The 25,381-nt window shown below is 53.7% G+C and carries 21 protein-coding genes and 1 pseudogene; 5 read left to right on the top strand and 17 right to left on the bottom strand.

The features are described from left to right. Nucleotides 1–15 precede the first annotated feature (15 nt). The 4 genes from O146_RS0105335 to dapB form a co-directional block, all read right to left on the bottom strand. A complete protein-coding gene (locus O146_RS0105335) occupies nucleotides 16–2,280 on the bottom strand; it encodes an RNase J family beta-CASP ribonuclease (protein ID WP_027017879.1) in 2,265 nt (754 codons plus the stop codon). Further along, a complete protein-coding gene (gene dapA / locus O146_RS0105330; protein ID WP_023019340.1) occupies nucleotides 2,281–3,189 on the bottom strand; it encodes a 4-hydroxy-tetrahydrodipicolinate synthase in 909 nt (302 codons plus the stop codon). 117 nt (nucleotides 3,190–3,306) lie between these two features. Beyond that, nucleotides 3,307–4,062, bottom strand: a complete 756-nt coding sequence (gene thyX / locus O146_RS0105325) for an FAD-dependent thymidylate synthase (protein WP_027017878.1) — start codon at nucleotides 4,060–4,062, stop codon at nucleotides 3,307–3,309. Nucleotides 4,063–4,065: 3 nt separating this feature from the next. Further along, nucleotides 4,066–4,815, bottom strand: a complete 750-nt coding sequence (gene dapB, locus O146_RS0105320; protein WP_021352647.1) for a 4-hydroxy-tetrahydrodipicolinate reductase — start codon at nucleotides 4,813–4,815, stop codon at nucleotides 4,066–4,068. 145 nt (nucleotides 4,816–4,960) lie between these two features. Here dapB and O146_RS0105315 point away from each other — a divergent pair, with 145 nt between their 5' ends. Then, nucleotides 4,961–5,656: an AMIN-like domain-containing (lipo)protein gene (locus O146_RS0105315; protein ID WP_023019338.1), complete on the top strand. Its 696-nt coding sequence runs from the start codon at nucleotides 4,961–4,963 to the stop codon at nucleotides 5,654–5,656. A 141-nt stretch (nucleotides 5,657–5,797) separates the two neighbouring features. On the opposite strand, the gene O146_RS0105310 is transcribed toward O146_RS0105315, so the two are convergent. The 3 genes from O146_RS0105310 to O146_RS0105300 form a co-directional block, all read right to left on the bottom strand. Next, nucleotides 5,798–8,104, bottom strand: a complete 2,307-nt coding sequence (locus tag O146_RS0105310) for a polyribonucleotide nucleotidyltransferase (protein WP_023019337.1) — start codon at nucleotides 8,102–8,104, stop codon at nucleotides 5,798–5,800. Nucleotides 8,105–8,336: 232 nt separating this feature from the next. Next, a complete protein-coding gene (gene rpsO / locus O146_RS0105305; protein WP_021352650.1) occupies nucleotides 8,337–8,606 on the bottom strand; it encodes a 30S ribosomal protein S15 in 270 nt (89 codons plus the stop codon). A gap of 155 nt (nucleotides 8,607–8,761) precedes the next feature. Beyond that, complete coding sequence (locus tag O146_RS0105300; RefSeq protein WP_024272723.1) at nucleotides 8,762–9,835, bottom strand: bifunctional riboflavin kinase/FAD synthetase; 1,074 nt, start codon at nucleotides 9,833–9,835, stop codon at nucleotides 8,762–8,764. A gap of 30 nt (nucleotides 9,836–9,865) precedes the next feature. Between O146_RS0105300 and truB the strand changes: the two genes are divergently transcribed. Then, nucleotides 9,866–10,849 carry a tRNA pseudouridine(55) synthase TruB gene (gene truB / locus O146_RS0105295; RefSeq protein WP_023019336.1) on the top strand — a complete coding sequence of 328 codons (984 nt, stop codon included), beginning with the start codon at nucleotides 9,866–9,868 and terminating at the stop codon, nucleotides 10,847–10,849. A 42-nt stretch (nucleotides 10,850–10,891) separates the two neighbouring features. On the opposite strand, the gene O146_RS0105290 is transcribed toward truB, so the two are convergent. The 9 genes and pseudogenes from O146_RS0105290 to rimP all read right to left on the bottom strand — a co-directional run. Beyond that, nucleotides 10,892–11,569 carry a 4'-phosphopantetheinyl transferase family protein gene (locus tag O146_RS0105290; protein ID WP_027017876.1) on the bottom strand — a complete coding sequence of 226 codons (678 nt, stop codon included), beginning with the start codon at nucleotides 11,567–11,569 and terminating at the stop codon, nucleotides 10,892–10,894. Continuing rightward, entirely contained in the window at nucleotides 11,566–12,498 is a 933-nt protein-coding gene (locus O146_RS11205) for a metallophosphoesterase family protein (protein ID WP_231892322.1), read from the bottom strand. Before O146_RS11205 ends, O146_RS0105290 begins: the two co-directional genes overlap by 4 nt. Next, entirely contained in the window at nucleotides 12,480–13,832 is a 1,353-nt protein-coding gene (locus tag O146_RS0105280) for an MATE family efflux transporter (RefSeq protein ID WP_081820581.1), read from the bottom strand. The genes O146_RS11205 and O146_RS0105280 overlap by 19 nt, the downstream gene beginning before the upstream one ends. Then, entirely contained in the window at nucleotides 13,829–14,794 is a 966-nt protein-coding gene (locus tag O146_RS0105275) for a DHH family phosphoesterase (protein ID WP_035000602.1), read from the bottom strand. Before O146_RS0105275 ends, O146_RS0105280 begins: the two co-directional genes overlap by 4 nt. A gap of 25 nt (nucleotides 14,795–14,819) precedes the next feature. Further along, entirely contained in the window at nucleotides 14,820–15,251 is a 432-nt protein-coding gene (rbfA, locus tag O146_RS0105270) for a 30S ribosome-binding factor RbfA (RefSeq protein ID WP_021352657.1), read from the bottom strand. Between the two features lie 171 nt (nucleotides 15,252–15,422). Further along, complete coding sequence (infB, locus tag O146_RS0105265) at nucleotides 15,423–18,317, bottom strand: translation initiation factor IF-2 (protein ID WP_023019332.1); 2,895 nt, start codon at nucleotides 18,315–18,317, stop codon at nucleotides 15,423–15,425. Between the two features lie 101 nt (nucleotides 18,318–18,418). After that, entirely contained in the window at nucleotides 18,419–18,715 is a 297-nt protein-coding gene (locus O146_RS0105260; protein WP_051619292.1) for a YlxR family protein, read from the bottom strand. Between the two features lie 115 nt (nucleotides 18,716–18,830). Continuing rightward, nucleotides 18,831–20,078 carry a transcription termination factor NusA gene (gene nusA / locus O146_RS11200; RefSeq protein WP_238632394.1) on the bottom strand — a complete coding sequence of 416 codons (1,248 nt, stop codon included), beginning with the start codon at nucleotides 20,076–20,078 and terminating at the stop codon, nucleotides 18,831–18,833. A gap of 116 nt (nucleotides 20,079–20,194) precedes the next feature. Beyond that, nucleotides 20,195–20,779: pseudogene (gene rimP / locus O146_RS11195) on the bottom strand (ribosome maturation factor RimP); the annotation flags it as partial. Nucleotides 20,780–20,816: 37 nt separating this feature from the next. On the opposite strand from rimP, the gene O146_RS0105245 reads away from it, so the two are divergent. Beyond that, on the top strand, nucleotides 20,817–21,686 hold the full coding sequence (locus tag O146_RS0105245; protein ID WP_155896239.1) for a hypothetical protein: 870 nt from the start codon (nucleotides 20,817–20,819) through the stop codon (nucleotides 21,684–21,686). A 9-nt stretch (nucleotides 21,687–21,695) separates the two neighbouring features. Next, nucleotides 21,696–22,586, top strand: coding sequence for a PhzF family phenazine biosynthesis protein (locus O146_RS0105240; RefSeq protein ID WP_027017871.1), 891 nt, complete (start codon nucleotides 21,696–21,698; stop codon nucleotides 22,584–22,586). Between the two features lie 70 nt (nucleotides 22,587–22,656). Here the strand turns inward: O146_RS0105240 and O146_RS0105235 are convergent, their stop codons facing one another. After that, nucleotides 22,657–24,486 (bottom strand): proline--tRNA ligase, encoded by a 1,830-nt coding sequence (locus tag O146_RS0105235; RefSeq protein ID WP_027017870.1) that lies wholly within the window; start codon nucleotides 24,484–24,486, stop codon nucleotides 22,657–22,659. Nucleotides 24,487–24,529: 43 nt separating this feature from the next. On the opposite strand from O146_RS0105235, the gene yaaA reads away from it, so the two are divergent. Then, a complete protein-coding gene (yaaA, locus tag O146_RS0105230) occupies nucleotides 24,530–25,303 on the top strand; it encodes a peroxide stress protein YaaA (RefSeq protein WP_027017869.1) in 774 nt (257 codons plus the stop codon). The last annotated feature ends 78 nt before the right edge of the window (nucleotides 25,304–25,381 follow it).

Below are 25,381 nucleotides of genomic sequence, written 5' to 3'. Positions count from 1 at the left end.
TGAGGAAAAGCGAGCTTAGACGGACTCGCGAGAATTATCGACTTCTTCGTCGTCGACGATCTCTATTTCCGAAGCCATTGGTACAACGGTCGGAAGGATAACAGGTTCGCGTTTCCAATTTTGCTCGATGAAGCGAGATACTTTCCGGCGCAACTTCTGCACCATGCGGTAGGTGTCGTTTTCACCTTCCGCAGCAAGATCATTCATCGTATTATCCACGAGCTCGACAACCTGCGGGATCAAGGCACGATCATCTTCTGCAAAGCCCGTTGTCTCCACACGTGGGCGCTCCAAAAGCTGTGAAGTTCGGTTATCGACCACGCACGTAATAGAAACGACGCCACCAGCGCCCAAGCTCGTACGGTCAGCCAAGGTATCCGCATCGACGTTGCCCATATTTAGGCCATCAACGTAGAGGTTTCCAACGGTCTTTTGTCCGACAACCTCTGCTTTACCGTTAGCCATATCAATGACCACGCCATTCTGGGCCAACATGACTCTCTCGCGCGGAACCCCGGTAGAAATGGCAAGCTCTTTGTTGGCACGTAGATGCCGCCATTCACCGTGGACTGGCCATGCATTTTTTGGTCGCGCTGCGTTATAGAGGAATAACAGTTCACCAGCATAACCGTGGCCCGACGAGTGCACCTTAGCATCTGCGTTGGTAATCAGCTCAGCGCCGATCTGCGAAAGCATATTCATCACGCCAAAAACTGCTTCTTCGTTACCAGGGATCAGCGAGGAAGACAGGATAATAAGATCTCCTGCTCGAACGGTGATCTGCCTATGCTCGCGACGAGCCATGCGCGACAATGCAGCCATCGGCTCACCCTGCGTGCCGGTAGTGATGAGCATCGTCTTGTGCGAGGCCATCTTTGAGGCTTCTTCAATCGGGATGATGGTTCCTTTTGGTACACGTAGGTACCCCATCTTTTCCGCGATCTCCATGTTTCGCAGCATCGAGCGTCCGTTAAAAGCGACCTTACGGTGCGCTGCTACCGCGGCATCAATGGCGGCCTGCACACGGTAAACGTTAGATGCAAATGACGCAACGATCACACGGTTTTTCGCAGACGCCACAATCCGCTTCAACGTCGGAGCGATATCTGCCTCGGTAGCAGAAACACCAGGAACGGTTGCATTGGTGGAATCACACAGCATTAGGTCTACGCCTTCGTCACCATAACGTGACAAGGCTGGAAGATCTGTCGGGCGATTGTCCAATGGGGTCTGATCCAGCTTAATATCGCCCGTGTGAATGATTGAACCAGCTGGGGTGTTCAACATGATTCCCAGCGCGTCTGGGATGGAGTGATTGACAGCCCAGAAACGGCAACGGAACGGACCGTAGCTGACATCTGACTTTTCGTTAACTTCCACCATCTTCGGCTTCTGGCGGTGTTCTTTAGTCTTCGCAGCAATCAACGCCAAAGTGAATTTCGAAGCCACAATTGGAATATCTGGCCGCAGCTTCAGCAGCCATGGGATAGCCCCAATGTGGTCTTCGTGCGCGTGTGTCACAACAAGCGCTTCTACCTTATCGATCTTCTTTTCGATCGGGCCGAAGTCAGGCAAGATCAAGTCGACGCCTGGTTCTCCAGACGACGGGAATAACACGCCACAGTCGATGATCAGCAACTTGCCATCGTACTCAAAGACGGTCATGTTGCGACCAATCTCCGAAATTCCACCAAGAGCGTACATACGCAGCGAGCCTTTTTGCAGCTGGGGTGGTTCTGGCAGGCGTTTGGTGAGATCAGCGCCTTGCATCGATTTCGGTACGTTACGGCGACCACGATTGTTGTTGCCGCCCTGGTTGTTACCGCTACCCTGGTTGTTGCCACCACGGCCACGGTTATTTCGCCCACGGGAGCCACGGCCACGACCTTTAGCGGAGTTGACTCCGTTATTGTCCTTGCCGTCGCCATGGTTGTTTTCGCTGTCTTTAGCGGCGCCTTGTTTATTCGAACCAGAGTCTTCCCGGTTATTAGAGCGGGGATTCTTGCCAGATTTTTTGTTATCCGGCTTATTGGGTTTGCCCTGCTTCTGCGCCCCCTGTTTATTAGGCTTGTTCGACTTCTGTCGGTTTTGGTTGTTACCAGCACCATCGTCGTCGGATCCACCAGACTGTGAATTCGCCTCTGGTGGCTTGAACGAAGGGCTTGGTGCGGTATCAGTGGCACCACTAGATTGTGACAGTGATTGCGCTACGGTTGCAACGTCCTCCGGTGGCCCCGCTTTTCGGGAAACTTTCCGGGAACGGGTGCGAGATTCAGTCATCTATAAGACTCCAGCTTGGTCCAAATCACGGCGTAACCCATCCACCTGCTCGTCGTCTAACGGAGCGAGTGGCAGACGTGGTTCGCCTACTTCAATTCCCTGTTCGCGCAGGGCTGCTTTAGCAAAATTGGCACCTCCCAGACGCTGCTGCGCCTGGATTAACGGTGTTAATACATTTGTGTGGATTTCTCGCGCACGGGCGAGATTTCCCTCGTCATATGAGTCGTACAACTCACGCAAAGCTCGTGGCGCGGCGTGTCCGATAACGGAAATAAAGCCGCTGGCCCCGACGGACAGCCACGGCAAATTGGCCGGGTCGTCACCGGAATACCATGCGAGTCCAGTTTCTTGCATGAGGTTACAAGCAGCATGCAGATCACCTTTGGCGTCTTTGACTGCTTTGATGGTGGGCAACTTAGCAAGTTCGGCAATCGTGTCCGACTCCACTGAGATGCCCGAGCGTCCAGGAATGTCATACAAACTGATGGGCAAATCGGTTGCCTGCGCCACCGCTGTGTAATGAGCGATAAGGCCCGCCTGACTCGGCTTCGAATAATACGGCGTGACCACTAACAAAGAATCGGCTCCCGCTTCAGCGGACTTTTTTGCTAGATCGATCGTAGTTGCCGTGTTATTCGTACCGACACCTGCCATAATCTTGGCACGGTCACCGACCTCATCTTTGACAGCCTTCAGAAGTTCAAGTTTCTCGTCCACCGTCGTAGTCGGTGACTCTCCGGTGGTACCGGATACTACAAGGGCATCCAGGCCGTTATCCACCAAGTGAGCGGCTAGTTTTCGAGCAGCCGGTATATCCAAGGCACCGTCCTTATCGAACGGGGTCACCATGGCAACACTGACGCTGCCGAATGTCTCGACTCCAGTCTTGACTGTCAAACCTGTGCTCATGCTGCTCTAGGTTACCCGTTAACCACGCCCAACCACGAACCGGCGCACCCTTTGGAGCGTATGATTTGGTTTTCGACCGTGTTTAGGCACCCTAGGAATATTCAGTCTGAACGTTGGCTAGGCATAAGGGCTAGCCGCCATATAGGTACCATCCGATAACGCACTGATATAGAAATCTGAAAACAACGATGGCGCTTGTTTCTGAAGCAACCGCAGACACTCGACCGCCAGACGGCGCATTTCCACGTCCGCGTGCTCACTCGCGCGTGCACCAATAAAGTGCCGCCACGTGCGGTAATTTCCCGTCACCACAATGCGCGATTCCGTCGCATTTGGTAACACAGCACGCGCTGCTTGCCGAGCCTGTTTTTTGCGTAACAAGGCATTTGGTTCGCCGGAAAGTCTTTCTTCCAGAGCAGCAAGCAACTCGTTGTAGACAAATCGAGAATCATCTACTGCTTGTCCCACTAAACGAGATAATTCCTCATCCCCCGCAACCGCATCCGGCATAACGAATTGTGCGTCTCCCGAATGCACAAACCGCTGCGAGAGCTGGCTAAAAGAAAAGTGCCGATGCCGAACAAGTTCATGGCTCACTGAGCGCGAAATCCCACGAATATACAGTGTCGCGGTGGCGTGTTCCAGTAGCGCGGTGTGCCCTACTTCCATGATGTGGTGCAAATAAGCATCATTAGCAGCGGTATGTGGGTTTGGCTTCGCGAACGTTTCATAACATGCACGACCAGCGAATTCCACTAGAGATTCAGCATCCGTTGCAGAAGAGTCTGCTTGCCAATTTATCTCTGGATCCTGTGGGGGAAAAAATTGAGTAGCAGCGAGAAGATCTACTTTCAGGTTCTTAGATGTGGCCATGTGCTAATTCAGGCCCAGGAATTTCTCCAGGCCCACAGTCAGACCTGGGTGATCTTTAATCTGACGAACACCAGTAAATACGCCTGGAACGAAGGATGTCCGATCATAGGAATCTTGTCGAATTGTCAACGATTGGCCTTGCGCACCAAAGATCACTTCTTCGTGTGCCACCATCCCACGGGTGCGCACTGCGTGGACTGGAACCCCATCAACGTTTGCTCCACGCGCGCCGTCGAGTGATTGCTCAGTAGCATCCGGCATCTCCGGCATGTTCGCTTGCCGTCTCGCATGAGCAATGCCTTGCGCGGTATGAATCGCGGTACCCGAGGGTGCATCAAGTTTTGTTGGGTGGTGGTATTCCACAACTTCAGCGGTCTCAAAAAATTCAGCGGCCTGACGGGCAAAGTGCATCGTCAAAATAGCGGAGATTGCAAAATTCGGTGCAATTAACACGTGGCCAGCCCCATCCGCCTGAGCCCAATGCTTCACCTCTTCCAGACGCTCCTCGTCAAAACCCGTGGTCCCGACAACACAATGGATACCGCGTGCTAGGCAGAATTGTAAGTTCCCCATGACCACAGCTGGCTGGGTAAAATCAACGACGACTTCAGCCTGCTTTTCCACTAAAATGTCCAGACTGTCATCTCTATCGACAGCAGCAACTAGTTCCAGGTCATCGCTTCCGTCAATAGCTTCCACAATCGCACTGCCGACGCGGCCTCGTGCTCCTAATACTCCGACTTTAATGGTCATAAATCTTCCTTAGGTAGAACGCCCCATGATGAGAGCGCATATTTTTTAGTATGGCTTAGTGATCCGACTATCTCGTTACCTAATTGTATCGACTCTGTATTTAGTTTTCGCCGAATATTTGCGAGAGAAACGATAAACTAGAACCATGAAAACTCCTCGGACATTTCTCAGCTTGGCTGCCACCATTATCACTTCCGGATTGGTGTTAAGCGCATGCGCTACCGCTGACAATACGGATAATTCCGCGCAGCGGCCAACCAGCACCGTGACCTCGACCTCCCCACAGCCAGCAGAAACTACCGAAAACAAAACGACAACCAAAACAAACGACGCGCAAGATACATCCCGCACGACCGCTGCGCGTGGTCAAGAATCAGCTCAGCCAACAGGTGCGCAGATGCTTGGCACGCCTTCGATGGAAGACCGGCAGGACCTTCCTGACGGTCTTGGTGATTTAAGCCCCACGGATGTGCGCATCGGTACCCACCAAGGATTTGACCGGGTCGTATTCGAGTTCGCAGGTGTCGGCAAGCCAGGTTGGTTCACACACTACACAGACACCCCGGCACAACCTGGTTCCGGCTTTCCCGTGGAGTATCAAGGCAATACAGCTTTAAATATCGCTATAGAAGGCACCCCTGCCCCAATTGATCCACAAAAGCAAGCGCAATGGATCGATCTCAATGCAAGCTTCCCGGGCGCCGGGTCGGTTGCCGAAGTCAAATTAGCCGGAGCCTTCGAAGCTCAGTCTAAGTTCATCATTGGCTTAGATAAGCCACGACCCTATTCCGTTACCCGCCTGGAAAATCCAACGCGTGTGGTCGTAGATATCCAGAAATAGATATCCAATAACAGTTTTTAGTCCCCGCGCGGGCAAGCTCGGGGTAATAACAAAGGCAGCCTCCGACGGTGTAAATTACCGCTCGGAACGCTGCCTTTATTGTGACCGGTTTATACTGCACCGGCCACGACCGTGTGGAATTTAATCTTCCTCCACCGGCACCAGTGAGATCTTGCCTCGATCATCGATATCAGCGATCTCGACCTGCACCTTGTCTCCGACGTTAATTTCGTCTTCAACCTTTTCGATGCGACGACTACCGCCGATCTTGGAGATATGCATCAGACCATCACGGCCTGGCATTAGCGAAATAAACGCGCCGAAAGCTACAGTCTTCACGACGGTTCCCAAAAAACGCTCCCCAACCTTAGGAAGCTGTGGGTTCGCAATGGCGTTGATCTTTTCCACCGCGGCGTCTGCTTCCTCGCCGGTAGCCGCCGACACATAGACGGTGCCATCGTCTTCGATAGAGATTTCAGCACCAGTCTCGTCGTGGATGGCATTGATCGTCTTGCCCTTAGGGCCGATCAATTCACCAATCTTCGAAGGTGGGATGTTTACGGTGATCACCCGAGGTGCGGTATCAGCCAAGGCATCCGGTGAATCGATAACAACTGTCATCGTTTCTAGGATTGTCAGGCGTGCCTCGCGCGCCTGTTCCAAAGCCTCGGCCAATACGTCAGAAGGAATGCCATCGAGTTTGGTATCCAATTGCAGAGCCGTGATGTAATCCGGCGTACCAGCAACCTTAAAGTCCATGTCACCGAATGCATCTTCCACTCCCAAAATGTCAGTCAAGGTGACAAAGCGATCCTCACCATCGACTTCACCGGACACCAGGCCCATAGCAATACCAGCCACAGGTGCTTTCAAAGGGACACCAGCGTTGTACAGCGACAAGGTAGAAGCGCACACAGATCCCATGGAAGTCGAACCATTTGATCCCAACGCCTCAGAAACCTGGCGAATGGCATACGGAAAATCCTCGCGTGAAGGAATTACCGGCACAACCGCTCGCTCTGCAAGCGCTCCGTGACCAATTTCTCGGCGTTTCGGGGAGCCGACACGGCCGGTCTCACCAGTTGAGAATGGTGGGAAGTTGTAATGGTGCATGTATCGCTTAGATTCACCGGGGGTCAAAGAATCTACCCGCTGAACCATCTCCAGCATGTTCAACGTGGTAACCCCCAGGATCTGAGTTTCGCCACGCTCAAACAACGCAGAACCGTGTGCTCGAGGAATTAACTCGACTTCCACTTCCAAATCACGGATGTCAGTGGTGCGACGTCCATCTACACGGTAGCCATCACGCAAGATCTTTTCGCGGACAATCTCTTTTTGCAAGGCACTGTATGCAGCACGGATTTCCGACAACGCATCGTCATCGTCGATGTCATATTTTTCTTCGATATCGTCGGCGAGGTCTTCGTCCCACTCAGCAATGTAGTCATTGATAGCTTCGTCGCGGGCTTGTTTCTCACCAATCGATAGCAGCTTGTGCAGCTTCTTGCGAGCCTTCTTTGCGACTTCTTCAAAGACTTCGTCGGAATATTCCTTAAACAAGGGGAACTCCGCGGTTTCTTTCGCAACCTGCTTAGCCAATTCTGTTTGTGCCTGGCACAGTAGAGAGATAAAAGGCTTCGCTGCTTCCAGGCCCTGCGCGACAGTGGATTCGGTTGGAGCCGGCGCTCCCGCAGCCACACGGTCGGCTACCTGCACACCCGCGCCAGCTTCCACCATCATGATGGCCACATCATTGTTGGCAACTTTATTGCCTTTAGAATTTCGACGCCCCTTCTTCTGGCCGCCTTCTTTCTTCTCCACGATTCGGCCTGCCACAACCATCTCAAACAGCGCTTCCTGGTGCTGTTGATGGTTCGGGAAGGCAACCCACGCGCCTTCTGGGTGTTCATCGTCGGCCAGCAGAGCCATACGAACCGCTCCGACCGCACCAGAAACCGGTAATCCGGAAATCTGGGTAGCTGCCGAAGCTCCATTGATGGCCAGCACGTCGTAATATTCCCCCGGCGCTATCGACAGTACTGTGTTGACATTTTGTACCTCGTTGCGCAAACCTTTGACGAAAGTCGGACGCAGCGGACGGTCAATCAAGCGACAAGCCAAAATCGCCTCGGTAGATGGTCGACCTTCACGACGGAAGAAACTGCCCGGAATACGGCCCGCAGCATACATACGTTCTTCCACATCGACAGTCAGTGGGAAGAAATTTAGCCCCTCTTTCGGCTTGGAAGAGGCGGTCGTCGTCGACAAGATCATTGTCTCGTCATCCAAGTAGGTGGTCACCGAGCCATCTGCTTGGCGGGCAAGCTGCCCAGTTTCAAATCGGATGGTACGGGTTCCGAAGTCCCCGTTGTCGATGGTGGTTTCTACACCGTTGATTCCGACTTCTTCATCAATAAATTTTTGCACAGCCTGGTTGCTGCTCATACAAACTCCTTGCTCTTAAACGAGCTCGTTCCTGGTGACGATCATCGTAGCCGCCAAAAGATCTTCATCTCTTATAAAAGACCTATACCTATTTCGGAAATATTCCTGGCAGATTTTATAAGCCAGAATCAGTTTAGCATGAGACAGACCCGTGATACGCAAAAACCACCCTGCCCGGGAAGCCGGACGGGTGGCGATAAGCGTGCAGCCTAGGCTGTTTAACGACGACGAATTATCGACGCAGTCCCAAGCGAGAAATCAGGTCACGGTACCGGTTAATGTCTTTGCTCTGCAGGTATTTCAGCAAACCACGACGACGACCAACCAACAGCAACAGACCACGGCGAGAGTGGTGATCGTGCTTGTGATCTTTCAGGTGCTCGGTCAGGTTGGTGATACGGTAGGTCAGCAGCGCGACCTGGGCTTCTGGGGAACCAGAGTCAGTCTCGTGAACGCCGTATTCCTTCAGGATCTCTTGCTTCTTTTCTGTAGAAAGAGCCATGCTTATCTCCTTATTTCAGTCCACACGAAAATTTATTTGCAACCACTGCGGACCATAGTCGCAAACCAGTCACTCATACTAGCCGCCAGGGCTACTAACGAGCAAATGGCGAGGTTGTGTTTGGCCAAACTCATAATCAAGACTGGCTATCGACACTAATCCCGCGAACCTCCTTGTAAAGCACGCTGCAAGAAAAACTCCCCCGCCACTGAATCATGATCAATAACTGAACTATCGCGCATCTCCAGGTCCTGTGCTAAGACCTCACGAACGCTGCAAACATCACGGGAAATAGCTTCCAGGAGTGCATCTAGACTGTCATATTTCTCCATCGATCGAATTCGATCAACGAAATAAACCGTGGCACCATAACCGTACAAATCCGCTTCTCGGTCCAATACAAAAGACTCCACGCTGCGCTCGTCATCGCCAAAAGTCGGGTTTGTGCCCACGGAAATAGCAGCAGCATAAGCCACCCCCGGAACCATATTCCCATTCACCGGGGAATTCGACCCCTCAACCACAAGCCAACCTGCATACACTCCATCAGCAGGAAGGGCTAGGTTTTCCGGAAAATACTGGTTCGCGGTAGGAAATCCAAGTTCTTTACCACCCCGCCCGGCTCCGCGCACAATCGGGCCATAGACGCTAAACGGCCGCCCCAATGCCCGACGTGCAGCAGCCACATTTCCGGCCATAAGATATTTGCGAACGGCTGTCGAACAAACCAAAATCTCACCGTCGGCAAGTGTCTTATCATGCAACAATTGCACCACGTCTACACCAATCCCACGCGCGGCACACAGCTGCCGCATGATTTCCGGCGTGCCAACGGCGTCTTTACCAAAAGTGAAATTCTCTCCGATTATCACGTGGCTGGCGTGCAGTTTGTTGACGAGCAACCGGTCGACGTATTCCTGCGGCGACCAACCCGCCATCTCGACGGTGAAATCAATCACCATCACATTATCGATGCCCATCTTCTCCACGACGGACATACGCTGATCAAAACTACTCAGTGCTAACGGAGCGCGTTCCGGTAAAAATACGCTAACCGGGTGCGGGTCGAAGGTAATCAGAACCGATTGCTGCCCAGTAGCTCGTGCTTTGCGCACCGCAGCAGAAATAAGCTCTTGATGTCCGCGGTGCACCCCATCAAAAACTCCGATGGTGATCACAGAGGATTCCACGCGTTCGGGGATCTCGTCCATACCCTGCCAAATATTCACCCTGCCAGCTTAAGGCATACACTGACTGCTATGAATTCAGCTACGGATTTTTCGCAGCCAGACCCACTAGACGGTTCCGGGTTAGTGGTCGTCGACAAGCCAGCGGGCATGACCTCACACGACGTCGTCGGCAAGTTACGCCGCATCTTCCGCACCAAAAAAGTCGGACACGCGGGAACTTTAGACCCCATGGCAACTGGAGTACTGGTCGCCGGGATTAGGCGTGGCACCAAGTTTCTAGCCCATATGGTGGCCGCGGATAAAACCTACCAAGCAACCATCCGGCTAGGTGCTGCTACCACTACTGACGATGCCGAGGGCGATTTTCTTCCCGCAACGACAATCGAAGACGGGCTGAACCAAGAACAGGTCAGTGTTCGTTTATCCGGCCTATCTGACGACGATATTGCAGCTGCAGTTGCTTCCTGGACCGGCACAGTCGAACAAGTCCCTGCGAAAGTCTCCGCCGTGAAAATTGCTGGTAAACGAGCCCACCAGCGGGTGCGCGAAGGCGAAGACGTAGAAATTCCCGCGCGCACTGTAACGATCAACCAATTTACTGTGCATTCCATACGACGCGGCAGTGACGACGAGATCGGTACTGCTTTTATTGATATTGCATGCACCGTGACATGTTCTTCCGGAACTTATATCCGAAGCCTGGCCAGAGATATCGGTTCAGACCTGGGCGTCGGTGGCCATCTGACGAAGCTACGCCGAACGCACGTTGGCCCTTATGGGCTCAGCGATGCGGCAACCCTCGACGAGCTGGCCGACAATCCACAGCTCAGCTTAAGCCTCGACGACGCTCTGCAACGGAGTTACCCCCACTGGCAGGTCACTGAACAACAAGCAATCGATCTATCCATGGGTAAACGTTTGCCCGCTTGCGGTCTGGACGGTGTAGTTGTGGCCATTGCCCCAAATGGGCGAGCGATAGCACTAGTCACCGAAACCACAGGAGCACGAGCCGAAATTAAAACCGTCTTCGTGGCACGTCCCAGTACTTTATAAGTTGATGACTCAGCAGTCCCGTCGTCTCAGCTTTTAGCGGTCTCATGTTCTCAGAGATGATTCGGTCACGGCTGCTGCAGTAAATACGAAGCCATCGTCAATCATCCACTTCCCAGTTATCAACGGCACCGGGGTCGGGCGTACCAGTAAATAGGCCACGAAGGTGCCGTCTTCGCGAAGATCAATTTCGGCTTGTTCGAAACCTAACCATCGCTGAGTCATCGGAAACCACGTCTTATACACGGTTTCTTTCGCACAAAAGATGATGCGATCCGCACACGATATTCCGGTTGCTCGAAAACGCGAAATTTGTGGCTTTTCACTACCCCGTAGAATCAAATCCACAATATCCACTGGTAATTTTTCCGCTGGTTCAATATCGATTCCTAAGCTGTGTAACCGATGAGTCGGCGCCACAGCCGCCGCCCGCATACCAGAGGTATGCGACATGGACCCGCAAAACCCCTCCGGCCATAGCGGCATGCCTCGATTTCCCCGCAAAATAGGCTCGTTTCTGGAATACCCCAACTGCCGGAGCGCTTGATGAGCGCACCATCGAGCATCACCAAACTCGGCTTTGCGTTTTTCCACTGAATGTGAGACTAGCGATTGTTCCAACGGGTGCAACCTGTGAAAATTACTCAAGTCCCCCGCTGCATCGCTACGAACCGTAACGATTCGGGCGGAATCCGGCAACAAAAACTCATAATTTCTGGTCATACCCCATCGCTCCCCTTGCCACGACGTCGCGGCATACGTAGCTCCGGGTGACTTTCACGGCACTGCTTGAATCCTACCCGCTGCGCAATCTGTCCACCGTTCGGATCAGCAACCAGTTCTAGCACTGGGCAGGGCCAAATTCTATTCTGATCGCTTCGGCCCCATTCCCGGGGATATCCCAACGAGACCTCATGGTGTTCCACGCCATCTAGTTCAAAGATTGCTGGCATATGCAAATGACCGTAGACCACGGCCTTCGCGTTATAGCGCTGCGGCCAAGTGCGAGTATGCCGACTGCCGCACCACAACGCAAGTTCCGGCAACACCATACGCAACGTCGGTTCCTGTACCAAAGGCCAATGATTGACTAAGACTGTCGGCCCGTTAACACGTGATAGACGCGTAATAGAATAGGCCAACCGATCCCAGCACCATGCCCGGATATCGGCGAATGGTGCAATCGCGATTTCATCAGTCATCACTACGTTTTTCTGTGCAGCAAGCTCCAAAGCCTCTTCTACCCCAGTACCTGCTGGACGAAAACTGTAATCATACAGCGTAAATAGTGGCACAACGGTGGTATCACCGAACACAGGGAAAGTATCTTCCGGAGTCAAAACATCAATACTGCGACATATCTGCACCAAAGCATCATATTTGGCTCTTCCCCTATGCGCGTCCGTCGACCGAGAAAACAGCTCATGATTGCCGGGGACCCAAATCACTTGCGCAAACCGACTGCGCAGCTCGCTCAACACCGTAGAAATCAAATCTAGGCGTTCTGCGACGTCGCCTGCGACCAGCAACCAATCATCCGGATGTCGCGGGCTAATCTCATCGAGCCGCAGTCGGTTCGCACGCACCGCGGCATGCAAATCAGCTACTGCCCACAAAGTAGGCCGGGGATGGTTCATTCCGTCATGGCCCATTTCATCGAGTAGAAACGGTAAACCACCGCAGCTGTGCGAAACACGATAAATGCCAACAAACCGCACCAAATGCCAGCCAGTCCGCCGTCGGCAAGGTATGCGATCCACACGCCAGGCAAGAACCCCAATAAGACTGCCCCAATCGTAATCGTGCGTAAAAACGCGACATCACCTGCACCAAGCAGTACGCCATCAATGGCAAATAGCACACCTCCCAGCACGATCATGATGATCAGCAGCCACCACGGAGTCATGATTGTCTCTAGCACTCCGGCATCCTCGGTAAATAATCGAGGTATCCACCCAGAAAACACGGCGAAAACTGTAGCTAGCCCCACCGCAAAAATTGTGGAGTACCAGATAATCTTTAAGCCTGTCCGCCGCGCCAACGCAACCGTGCGTCCACCCAAAGCAGCACCAATGAGCGCTTGAGCGGCAATTGCTAATGAATCCAGCACCAATGTCAAAAAATTCCACAACTGCAGCATGATCTGGTGGGCTGCCAAAGCATTAGTGCCGAAACGTGCAGCCACACCTGCCGCAGATAAAAAGGCCACTTGAAAAGCCAGCGAACGCAAAATCAGATCGCGACCCAATACCAATTGCCGTGCAATCACTTGACCTCGTGGTGCCCAACTGCCCTCATGTGCACGAATCAAGCACAGCACAAAGCACGAGGCTGTCAGCCCCATGCCAAGCACATTCGCCCATGCTGAGCCCACCAGCCCGAAAGTGGAGACCAAAAATGGCAGGGCAAGTGCCCCCGGGATAACGCCTATTAAGGTGAAATAGAACGGCCACCGCGTGTTGTGGATGCCCCGCATCCAGCCGTTGCCGGCCATGATCACTAGGGTCAGTGGAATCGCACACGCCGATACTCGCAACCAGTTAGCCGTGGCCGCAGCTACCTCCGGATCGCCAGTCAACCACTGCGCAATCGTAGAACCGAATATCCACAATCCAACGGCCAACACCGCTCCCACAGCAAGTGCTATCCAGGTTGCTTGCACTCCTTCAGCTATCGCGGCAGATTTCTTACCCTGCCCGAATAACCGCGACGAACGGGCGGTAGTGCCATACGACAGAAAAGTCAGCTGTGTTGTCAACATCGATTGCACAGTCGCCCCAGCACCAAGTGCTGCTAATTCGAAGCTGCCTAAACGACCAACAACCGCCGTATCAAGCAGCAAATACAACGGCATCGCGGCCAATACACCAAGCGCTGGGAGTGCGAGACCAAAGATACTGCGTGCAGTAACCTCACGATCTACGTCAGTTCTTTTATGCACGGCGTCGTTAAGTTCGGAACTGTTATTACCAGAAATTTTGGTCATGGACACTCACGTTCAATCACCCGGAAAAGCTGATTTAGTACTGCAAGGTTGGTTCCCCGCGCAGAAAAAGCTGCGGCGGGAACATGCCCTCCACCACCGAGCTGCATGGCAATCTGCGAACAATCAATTTCTCCTGAGCGCAATGAGATATTCCAGTAGCCTGGCGCCATTTCTTTGCACACGACTCCCAGGTTCGTGCCATCGAGCGAACGCACAAAATCAACTAGTTTTTCCACGGCAGATTGACTGTGGCTTGCAATGATGCGGTGTGGAACTTGCAAAATTGCCATGTTTACCGAACCAGCGGCTTTGATCTGCAGATTGGATAAAACCTCACCCGTCATCTGCAAATCGTCCGCAGCAGTAAGATCCACCAAATCTTCCGCTATTTGTTTGGTGTCCAGACCAAACTTCATCAATTCCGCGGCCATGGTATGCATTAAGGCACTGCCCCAACGGAAACTTCCAGTATCCGTCATCAACCCTGCATACAAACCATGCGCGATGGATTGATCAAGTTCTACTCCCAGGTGCGCGAACAACTCATAAAGAACCACGGTCGTTGATTCACGGCTTGCATCCACCAAGTTGATGCTTCCGTATCCGGGGTTTGTTGCGTGGTGATCGATGTTTATGGTGTGCCCAGTGAAATCTTCGAAACTGGAAGCAGCTGTACCTGTCCGGGAAAGCGACCCGCAGTCCACACTGATGAGTATGTCTGCCGGGGGTAACGTATCGGCAGCACCGAAGAGCTCGACCCTATTTGCCTGCGGAATCGACAAAAGATTTTCCGGGATGCTTTTTTCTTGACCAACGAACATCCGCGAAGAAATGCCGAGTTGTCTTAATCCCAGGGAAAGCGCACAAGCCGACCCAATGGCATCAGCGTCAGGATTAACGTGAGCCAGGATATTTACCTGTCGAGCTTGCTTGATAAGGCTTGCAACCTGCGAATATATCATTATTCGGCACCTTTATTCTGCGCTATTATTCGGATTCTTTGTAGGGATCCGACTCACCTGCCGGGCGGGCCTGTTCACGCAATCTAGCCAGTTCTTCGTCACGAGCTTTTGCTTTCGCTAACAAGCCTTCCATATGTGCGGAAGCCTGTGGGACTTCGTCGAACTCGAACTCAAGGGTCGGTGTAAACCGTACTGAAAGCACATCACCAACGATTTTGCGCAGTTGTCCCCGGTGTCGGTGCAACGCCTGTGCCGCCTGCTCGAGATCAGGTTCTTCGCTGATATCGCGTCCGCGTACGGTGTAATACACCGTAGCGTTATGCAGGTCACCAGTTACCCGGGTATCCGTAACGGTGATGAGCTCCAACCGCGGGTCCTTAATCTGATGTTCCAAGGCACTTGCCACAATTTCTTGGATTCGCTTCGCAATTCGACCGGTACGCGCATTATCTGCCATGATCTAGCCACCTTTCACATAAATAAGTTTTAACTGCTGATATTTTAGCGCAGACGAAAAACACCCACCCGTTGCCGGTGAGGCAAATCGGGTGGGTGTGCTAGCCAGCATCATAAGTGAGCAATAGCGTGACAGTCAGGTTACTGCCCGCGATCGCTACTTGAACAGGTACTAGTCGCGTGGGACTTCTACCTCTTCGTAAGCCTGGATGATATCGCCAACCGCAATGTCTGGATACGACAGAGTCATACCGCATTCATAACCGGCCTTGATCTCAGTCATATCGTCCTTTTCGTGACGCAAAGACTCGATCGTGGCATTCGGCGCGATGACGTTACCGTCACGCAAGATGCGCGCCTTACCGTTACGCTTGACCGAGCCTTCGTTAACCATACAGCCGGCGATAAGGCCAACCGCGGAAGACTTGAACAGCGCACGGATTTCGGCTTCACCGGTATCGCGTTCTTCGTAAATCGGCTTGAGCATGCCTTTGAGGGCCTGCTCGATCTCTTCGATCGCGCGGTAAATAACGGTGTAGTACCGCACATCGACGCCTTCTTGGTTGGCAGCTTCTGTAGCTTTACCTTCTGCGCGGACATTGAATGCCACGATAACGGCATCCGAAGCAGCAGCCAAAGACACGTTGGTCTGTGTAACAGCACCAACACCACGGTCGATGATGTTCAGCTCGACTTCGTCGTCGATATCGATCTGCAGCAACGCATCTTCCAGGGCCTCGACAGAACCTGCGTTGTCGCCCTTCAAGATCAGGTTCAGCGTGCTGGTTTCCTTCAGCACCTTGTCCAAATCTTCCAGAGAAACGCGCTTCTTCGTCTTTGCCTGGATTGCAGAACGACGGCGGGCATCACGCTGCGCAGCAATCTGGCGCGCAACCCGGTCGTCTTCTACAACCAACAAGGAGTCACCTGCGCCTGGTACGCCATTAAGCCCCTGTACCTGCACCGGACGCGAAGGTCCAGCTTCTTCCACGTCATTTCCAAACTCGTCGACCATACGACGCACACGGCCGTGAGCATCGCCGACAACGATGGAATCGCCAACATGCAAGGTACCGCGCTGGACAATCACAGTGGCAACAGGGCCACGTCCGCGGTCCAGGTTTGCCTCGATCGCCAGACCCTGTGCGTTCATGTCCGGATTCGCGGTCAGCTCCAGTGCTGCATCTGCAGTCAGAACTACCGCTTCCAGAAGTTCATCGATGTTCGTTCCCTGCCGGGCAGAGATATCGATGAACATGGTGTCTCCACCGTATTCTTCCGGAATAAGACCATATTCAGTCAGCTGACCACGGATCTTATCAGGTTGCGCTTCTGGCTTATCGATCTTATTCACTGCCACAACCACTGGAATGTCAGCGGCCTTGGCGTGGTTAATCGCCTCAATAGTCTGTGGCATCACGCCATCGTCGGCAGCAACCACCAAGATCGCCAGGTCAGTAGCTTTCGCACCACGAGCACGCATTTGAGTAAATGCCTCGTGACCTGGAGTATCCAGGAAGGTCAGAGTACGCTGTTTACCTTCGGCAGTGACCTCGGTCTGATAAGCGCCGATTCCCTGGGTAATACCGCCAGCTTCGCCCTCACCTTCGTTGGTCTTACGGATGGTATCCAACAATCTGGTCTTACCGTGATCGACGTGACCCATAACGGTAATGACTGGAGGGCGTTTCGCGAGATCTTCCTCGCCGCCTTCATCCTCGCCGAACTGCAGGTCAAACGACTCCAACAGCTCACGGTCTTCGTCTTCTGGCGAGACAACTTGCACTTCATAGTTGATCTCGGCAGCCAGCAACTGCAGGGTCTCTTCCGAAACCGTAGCCGTAGCTGTGACCATTTCACCCATGTTGAACAGAGCCTGGACCAAAGCAGCTGGATCGGCATTAATCTTTTCCGCAAAGTCCGATACCGATGCGCCACGGCGTAGGCGGATGGTCTTACCCTTACCGTCTGGCAAGCGCACACCACCAACTACGTTTGGTGCGTGCAGCTCCTCGTACTCCGCCTTCTTCTGGCGCTTAGACTTCTTACCACGACGTGGAGGACCACCTGGGCGACCGAATGCACCAGCGGTGCCGCCACGGCGACCACCACGACCACCGCGGAATCCACTTGGTGGACCACCACGACCCGGGCCACCACCTGGCGCGGCTTTTCCGCGTCCACGCCCGCCACCAGATTGCTTGTTCGGCATCGCCGCCGGACTTGGAGTTGCCGGCATCATAGCTGGGGTCGGACGACGTCCACCACCGCTACGTTCATTCGAAGAGCCGGAACGATTATCACGTGGCTTGGAACCGCCATCACGAGCGGGTTTGCCCTGCCCTTGTCCCGGCTTCGGGCCCTTCGACCCTCCAGGACGTGGCCCTGGTTTCGCACGGTCATCGCCAGCACCCGACGAGAATGGGTTGTTCGCCATCTTCGGCCGGCCACCTGGCTTCGGCATTGGCCGTGGCATCGAGTTTCCTGGGCTCGGCGCACCGGGTTTAGCCTGTCCCGGTTTTGGTTGACCTGGTTTAGCTTGCCCTGGTTTAGCGGCGCCTGGCTTAGGCGCATTGGCACCTGGCCGTGGTGCTGGACGCTTATCTGCACCCACGGAAGTTTGTTTCGATGAAGGTTGTGCTGCCGCCTGCTGGTTCTTCGCAAGCTTCGTAGGCCGCTGCTGCCCTGGCTTCGGTGCACGAGCAGCCTGTGCGCCAGACTTTGCTGGACGTTCTTGGCCTGGTTTTGGTGCTCCTGCGGTGCCTTGTGCAGGTTTCGGTTGCCCCGGTTTCGCAGCGCCAGGTTTCGGTGCAGCCGAAGGCGCTTTTTGGCCTGCACCAGGCTTGGCCTGGTTTTGTGGCTTCTGCGTAGCAGCTTGTGCTGCCTCGCCAGTTTCGTTAGATGCATTCTGCTCGTAGTGAGCGCGCATCTTCTTCACGACAGGCGGTTCAATTGTCGACGACGCCGTTTTGACAAATTCGCCTTTTTCTTTCAGCGTCGCTAGTAGTTCTTTACTGGTAATGCCGAGCTGTTTAGCAAGCTCATGCACTCGTAACTTTCCGGGCACTTGACTCCTCTGTTGTTTACTAGAGGCCCAAGAAACCCTTGTGACCCCTAGTGTGTGCTAGTGACTTTCATCGCTGATGCAACTTCATGGTTGAGCGCTCATCAGTGTCGGTCTTCCTTACATTCTCTAGTCGGTGAAGCGGCGCGGGCTTCCAGGTACGTCCGTACATGACCAGCATCCAGTTTCCTGGATGTTTTGAACGCACGCGCGAAAGCGCGACGTTGCAGCGCCTTTTCGAGTGCAGATAACTCCGGCGTGATCCATGCTCCGCGGCCAGGTAGACCGCGGCCAGGGTCCGCGAGAATGCGGTGGTGATCATTGGGGTCAATCACCATACGAAGCAGGAGAGCGTCGTCAAAGCGTTTGTGAGTAGCGATGCAGGTTCGAACTGGGTTCATACCTTTGTTCATCGCATCCCTTCGCTATGTTGACACACATACTCGCTTGCAGTCGCTCTGCACGCAATAGCCCAGTCTAATAGAAAGCAGGCAAAAGGTGAACTTGGCGAAGTAGTTAGTTGTCTGTTCCCTCAGCCAAAGCGCTTGGAAATTCCGCTCCGCGGTATTCCACACCGTCACTGCTGACTACAGCTGCTGGAGTGCTGCCTACCTCTTCTTCGGGCAATCCTCCGACAAGTTCCTCGGCCTCTTGGGCATCCGCAGCAGCCTGCTGCACCCGGGCTCGAACCTGTTCCAGTGGCTCCAATTGTTCCTTATCGGAGTGAATATCAATTTTCCAGCCGGTCAAACGCGCAGCCAGGCGCGCATTTTGCCCCTCTTTACCGATGGCTAGCGACAGTTGATAATCCGGAACTACCACACGAGCTTGCTGCTCATGTTCGTCAAGCACCTCGGATTTCACAACTTTCGACGGCGCCAACGCGTTACCTACATACACGGCTGGATCTTCGGAATAACCGATAATGTCGATCTTTTCTCCACCCAACTCGCGCATGACATTGTTCACACGCTGTCCACGCGGACCAATACATGCACCTTTCGGGTTTAAACCCTTGGCATTACCACGCACCGCAATTTTTGTCCGATGCCCAGCTTCGCGAGCAATAGAAAGGATTTCCACACTTCCATCGGCGACTTCCGGAACCTCAAGTTCAAACAGGCCGCGCACCAAATCAGGGTGGGTACGTGACAAGTTCACCTGCACATTGGTATTTTGCCGGTTCACGCCAACGACATAGGCCTTGACGCGGTCACCGTGCTTTAGTTTTTCGCCGGGTACTTGTTCCGCAGGAAGCAAGATTCCGTCCTGGGCATCGATCTCAGTTCCTAGCTCAACGACGACAATGCCACGCTCGTTTGCGCGTGCATCCGCCTGCACTACTCCAGAAACCACACGTCCTTCGGTCTCGGAATAAGTTTCAAAAGTGCGCCCGGCTTCCGCTTCTCGCAATTTCCGGACAATTGCGTTACGAACGGCAGGAGCACCGATACGAGAGAAATTAATTGGAGTGTCATCATATTCTGATTCCACTTCACCTGCAGCGTCAATCTCTTGCACGATCACCGTGGCCATACCTGTATTCGTGTCAATGTCGATGCGTGCACGGTCGGTCGGCCCGTCTACTCCTGCGGCCGCCGCCCGCGCACGATTGGCTTTACCGGCTCCGGATAGATCTTCTTCCATTCCGCGGTATTCACGGTATGCGCCAAGCAATGCTCGGGCGATAGTTTCCAGCAATTCCTCAAACGGAATGCCTTTTTCAGTTTCAATGCTGCGTAATGCGTTGAGATCAATATTCACTTGTGATCGTCCTAGTCTGTGCTGTCCATCTCGGCTGTGCTTTGGTTATTGCTGCTGATCGTTTCATCATCTGCGTTCGGGTTTATCGCGAGCCGCTCCGATATTTCTACCCCACCAAAGGGTTGTCGCGTCAGCTCCAACTCTGCATGCGGCGGCTGCGAGAACTCAATTTCTACCACCGCGTGCACCGTTGGCGCTAATTCCAGGGCGACCGGGGTACGGCGCGTTTTAGCGCTTGCCTGTCCGCCCCCTTTCTTAGCCCCAGAACCAGCTGGCCCAACACCCGATTGTTTTGTGGGCACCAGAATTACCGCAGTCTCGTCGTCGGCAAGCGCACCAATACGCCAGACCTCGGCCGTACCCTGCCCACTAAGCTGAATCGCTACCAAACGGTGCCGGTTGCGTCGCCAATGCCGCGGATGAGTCAGCGGCATATCCAACCCAGGAGTAGAAACCTCCAGAGTGTAGCCAGGGCCAAAGCTCATTTCTCCGGCTTCTTCGCGGGCATCGAGCTCCTCCCCAATTTGCTGTGAAAGTTGCTCCAACATATCTGAACCAGGCCGCTGATCTCCATCAAGGTAGACCCCAACCTGTGATTTTTTACCCGCGCGGGTAATTTTAATGTGCTCAATATCTAGTTGCTGCGCATGAGCAATCGGGCTAAGAACATCTTCTAATTGTCGCGTCGACGGGAATGCCATGCCCACTAGCCTAACCGTCAGCGGTAACCTATTTGCTGTGAACCCCAACAACCATCTCCGTAGCACCGGCATCGCAGCTTCGATTATCGCTGTGGGCCTAGCCCTGAGCGGTTGTAACTTCTCGCTCGATTCCATCGCAGAGAATTTTGGCCCCGAACCTGACTCTGCACTGGTCAAAATGGCATTCAGCGCCGAAGATGAAGCTGCGAACTTTGCCGAATCCCACCCGGGACTATCGGAATTACGCGCCGGTCAGGCTGGGGCGATATTCGAAGAAATTGCACGTATCTGTGGCGATTATCCCGATGGTACCTCCCCAACCACCTGCGAAATAGATCGTGCGCAACGCAGCAACTACGACGGAGAGCATGCCGTAGCAACCACCCCTGAACAGGCTTTGGACCAGTTTTTAGCAGCACTTGCCGACGCCCCGCAGCAGTCATATCCTCTGCTGATTGAACAAGCTGTCGCGCTCGCCGAAACCATAGGCGACCACGAAGCTACGGTGGAGTTGACCGCAGAAAAGCTGCCACTAGAACCGCCCTCTACTCCTGCCAACTGGGATGCGCTAGTGGATTGGGAATATCGTCTCGGTTATGGCTTGGAAATGGCGCGCGCCTTTAGCTCAGGTGAAGATGCACAACGCATCGACGAGGCTGCATCGCAATCAGATGCTCGCTTAGCACTTTTGCGCCAGCATGGCATTGCCAGACCTGAACGTGCTCTGGCCTACAACCCCGGAAATTTTCCTGAGGGGCTCAACGATACAAACACTCAGCAGTTCGTCACTCATGCACTGGAAGAGACCTCTCAACGCTGGAAACAGCAGGCTGTCGAGGCCACTGATGCTTCATGGCAGAAACTCGCCGTACTTTTTGCCGCCGAAACTAAAAGCAATCATGGTTAGACTGGCGGCATGAGTACCCATGATTTTCTGCAATTAGATGTATTTAACACTAGCGCTTTCACCGGAAACCCCTTGGCTGTAGTCAACAACGCCGATGAGCTTAGCGCCGAACAAATGCAAGACATAGCCAGGTGGACAGGGCTTTCTGAGACCGCTTTTTTATGCGCCGCCGACGATGACGCACACGCAGATTACCAGGTACGCATTTTCACGCCTGACCGGGAGCTACCATTCGCTGGACATCCAACGCTCGGCGCAGCATTTGCTTGGCGAGAGTTTGGCGGCAGCGACAAAACCGAAATCTCGCAGCAATGCCAAGCCGGCACCGTTTGCGTGCGCGAAGAGGCTGGCAAGTGGTACTTCGCTGCCCCCGAATTGCGGCGCACCGGGCCACTTGATGACAACACTATTGGAACCATCGTGCGCGCCCTGGGAATCTCCCATTACGACATTATCGACCACTCCTGGGGCGACAACGGACCAGGCTGGGCGTTGATCCAGCTGAAGAACGCCGACGCGGTACGCCGCATCAAGGCCCGCACCCACGGTGACGTGAACATGGCAATTTTTGGTTTCGAAGAATCCGTCACCCACCAACACGCGCAACCGATCGTTGGCGCAATAGATGAAGAATTTGTTGCTGATGCCGGCGATGCCTCGGAAGGCGACGCAATTCTCGAGGTGCGCGCGGTGCACGGCTCGCACGAAGACCCTGTAACAGGATCTGCCAATGCAGCCATCGCACAGTTTCTGCACGCAAAAAACGCTGTTCCGAAGCGCTACCGCGCGAAGCAGGGTTCACGCATCGGATTCAACGGTGAGATTGATATCAACATTGATTCCGAAATCTGGGTCGGCGGAAAAGTTGCCCCGATCATCCGCGGCACTATCAACGTTTAGCTGCTATAGCTGGGAAGGTTGGCGTCGCTGGGAAAGTCGGCGTTGTTAAACGCCGCTCCCAGTGAAGCTTTTAAACCATTGGCTGAACTTGACGGTCATGCCCAAGCAGCTCAATGATCTTGGCGACGATTTCTTCCTCAGTCACTTGCAAGGTTTCGCCGCCGCGAATACGCAATTCGATTTTTCCTTCTGCATATGCGCGCCCGACGACGGCGATTAACGGCATTCCTAATAACTCGGCATCTTTAAAGCGCACGCCAGGGCTGACTTTCGGGCGATCATCGTAAAGAACGTCCATCCCGTGGTCAGACAGGCTGGTGACCAACCGATCGCCGGCCTGCTGCGCCTCCTCGCCCTTTGCAGCCACCGTCACATGTACCTGGTACGGCGCTGCAGCGGCAGGCCAGATCAAGCCTTTATCATCGTGGTTTTGCTCCGCCAGCACTGCCAACATGCGGGAAACACCAATTCCGTATGAGCCCATGGTAGGCACCACTTGCTTGCCATTTTCATCGAGGATAGTGGCTTTAAACGCTTCGGTGTATTTGCGACCAAGCTGGAAAATATGTCCTAGCTCAGTGCCTCGCTGAATACTAAGTACTTCGCCATTCGGTGCAATGTCTCCATCCTTAACTTCCGCGGCTTCGATAGTTTCCGAGACTTCAAAATCACGTCCAGCCACCAAGCCCACCACATGGTGGTCTTTCTTATCAGCCCCGGCAATCCAGCTGGTACCACGCACCACGCGCGGATCCGCCAATATGCGGATTCCCGCGCTTGCTAACCCGCGTGGGCCAAGGTAGCCGCGGACCAAGCCGTGTGCAGCAAAGTCTTTGGCATCTGCCAGCTCTGCCGTTGCTGGTTCCAGAGTGGCCTCCAAGCGCTTCATATCCACCCCACGATCACCCGGAATTAACAGGCCAACCAACTCGGACTCTGGTTCTCCCGGCGTGCCATCAGTGTCACCAGCATCAGAAACATGAGAAGCGTCAGTAGCCACGGGCGCTGGCTGCTGAATTTTCACCAACACCGTCTTCAACGTATCAGCAGCAGTGACCTCGTGCTCGGCAATGCGGATTCCTTGCTTATTTGCCCACTCCACCAAAGCATCGATGGTCTCAGCATCCGGAGTCTCATGTTCTTCCGCAGCTGGACGGGCCAGAGGATCAGATTCTGCGCCAGGTTGGGTGGTTACGGCCTCTACGTTTGCCGTGTAATCGCCCGCACTGACAAACGTATCCTCACCGCTCGGGGAAATTGCCAAGAACTCTTCTGAAGCCGAACCCCCCATGGCTCCGGAAGTAGCTTGGCAAATGGCATAGTCGATGCCCACCCGATCGAAAATACGCTGATACGCGTCGCGATGGCGCTGATAAGCAGCGTCGAGCCCCTCATCGGTGAGGTCAAAGGAATAAGAATCCTTCATGAGAAATTCCCGGCCCCGCAAAATTCCCGCACGCGGGCGTTCCTCATCCCGATATTTGGTTTGGATTTGGTACAGAGTTACCGGAAAATCCTTGTAGGAGCCGAACATGTCTTTAACTGCGGTGGCAAACATTTCTTCGTGGGTAGGGCCCAGAAGCAAGTCGGCATTCTTACGGTCCTGTAGGCGGAATAAGTTGTCGCCATATTCCCGCCAACGGTTGGTAGCATCATAAGGCTCACGCGGTAGCAATGCAGGAAACAGCAATTCTTGGCCACCGATCGCGTCCATTTCTTCCCGCACGATACTTTCCAACCTGCGTAGTGCTTTTAATCCCAACGGTAGCCAGGTGTAGATTCCTGGAGCGACTCGTCGAATATAGCCGGCACGCACAAGCAGCTTGTGGGAAACAAACTCGGCATCTGCAGGGTCTTCACGCAAAGTGCGTAAAAACAGTGTGGACATACGTGTGATCATGGCCCTTAGCTTACATTCTGTTACTACTGCCTAGTATGGGGGCATGCTGATAGTTCTTCCTCCTTCTGAAACCAAAGCGTTTGGCGGCGATGGCGCCCCACTGAACTGGGACACTTTGCCCAACTTATCGTTCCCGAGCTTGCACGAGGTCCGACGAGATATCGCACAAGACCTCGGCGCATTACCCATAGAAGAAGCGTTTGCGGTCCTTGGAGTTTCAGAAAAAATGCGGCCGGAACTAGAAGCCAACCAGCAGCTTGACCAAGCCCCAACTATGCCAGCAATTTTGCGTTACACCGGTGTGCTTTACGACGCCTTGGATCCGGGAAATCTTCCAGATGCTGCCCTAGATTCGCTTGCAATCGGCTCTGCACTTTTTGGTGTTGTGTCCTCTAGTGATCCGATTCCTTACTACCGCCTTTCCGGCAGCAGCAAGCTACCGCGACGTAGCGGCGATGACACCCCCACGATGAAAAAGCGTTGGGGCTCGGCTATTTCCACGGCGTTAAAACAACGAGAAGAGCTCATAGTGGACTTGCGCTCTGGCACCTACCAACAACTCGGCCGTGTCCCCGCGGTTACGGTAAGAGTAGAAACCCTGCGTGAAGATGGTTCGCGGAAAGTAGTTTCGCACTTTAACAAACATTACAAGGGTGAGCTAGCTAGAGTTTTAGCTCTGGCGGCAGCTGCGGGTGCACGACCGGACTCAGCAGACGAAATAGCAGATATCGCGCGGGTCGCCGGTATGCACTTTGAAGGCCCCGTCGACAAGCAGAATTGCCACGAGCTCACGCTGGTAGTTTCCTCTACGCACTAAGGCGCTGCACAATAAATTGTGGAAAAGAAACTTGTTGAACGAATTACAACCCGCCGACCGTTTTTCCCACTAGACTGA

The sequence above is a fragment of the Corynebacterium pseudodiphtheriticum DSM 44287 genome, assembly GCF_000688415.1.
Classification (GTDB): domain Bacteria; phylum Actinomycetota; class Actinomycetes; order Mycobacteriales; family Mycobacteriaceae; genus Corynebacterium; species Corynebacterium pseudodiphtheriticum.
Note: the sequence above shows the minus strand (reverse complement) of the source record. Positions and strands in the feature narration are given on the sequence as shown.

Coding starts and splice junctions, on each gene's coding strand:
- O146_RS0105310 (WP_023019337.1), bottom strand. CDS start 8,104: ATGAGCAGCAACCAGGCTGTGCAAAAATTTATTGATGAAGAAGTCGGA.
- O146_RS0105280 (WP_081820581.1), bottom strand. CDS start 13,832: ATGACCAAAATTTCTGGTAATAACAGTTCCGAACTTAACGACGCCGTG.
- dapB (WP_021352647.1), bottom strand. CDS start 4,815: ATGACCATTAAAGTCGGAGTATTAGGAGCACGAGGCCGCGTCGGCAGT.
- O146_RS0105290 (WP_027017876.1), bottom strand. CDS start 11,569: ATGACCAGAAATTATGAGTTTTTGTTGCCGGATTCCGCCCGAATCGTT.
- truB (WP_023019336.1), top strand. CDS start 9,866: ATGAATTCAGCTACGGATTTTTCGCAGCCAGACCCACTAGACGGTTCC.
- O146_RS0105260 (WP_051619292.1), bottom strand. CDS start 18,715: ATGAACCCAGTTCGAACCTGCATCGCTACTCACAAACGCTTTGACGAC.
- O146_RS0105315 (WP_023019338.1), top strand. CDS start 4,961: ATGAAAACTCCTCGGACATTTCTCAGCTTGGCTGCCACCATTATCACT.
- yaaA (WP_027017869.1), top strand. CDS start 24,530: ATGCTGATAGTTCTTCCTCCTTCTGAAACCAAAGCGTTTGGCGGCGAT.
- O146_RS0105275 (WP_035000602.1), bottom strand. CDS start 14,794: ATGATATATTCGCAGGTTGCAAGCCTTATCAAGCAAGCTCGACAGGTA.
- O146_RS0105335 (WP_027017879.1), bottom strand. CDS start 2,280: ATGACTGAATCTCGCACCCGTTCCCGGAAAGTTTCCCGAAAAGCGGGG.
- rpsO (WP_021352650.1), bottom strand. CDS start 8,606: ATGGCTCTTTCTACAGAAAAGAAGCAAGAGATCCTGAAGGAATACGGC.
- rbfA (WP_021352657.1), bottom strand. CDS start 15,251: ATGGCAGATAATGCGCGTACCGGTCGAATTGCGAAGCGAATCCAAGAA.
- dapA (WP_023019340.1), bottom strand. CDS start 3,189: ATGAGCACAGGTTTGACAGTCAAGACTGGAGTCGAGACATTCGGCAGC.
- O146_RS11205 (WP_231892322.1), bottom strand. CDS start 12,498: ATGGGCCATGACGGAATGAACCATCCCCGGCCTACTTTGTGGGCAGTA.
- O146_RS0105240 (WP_027017871.1), top strand. CDS start 21,696: ATGAGTACCCATGATTTTCTGCAATTAGATGTATTTAACACTAGCGCT.
- O146_RS0105235 (WP_027017870.1), bottom strand. CDS start 24,486: ATGATCACACGTATGTCCACACTGTTTTTACGCACTTTGCGTGAAGAC.
- thyX (WP_027017878.1), bottom strand. CDS start 4,062: ATGGCCACATCTAAGAACCTGAAAGTAGATCTTCTCGCTGCTACTCAA.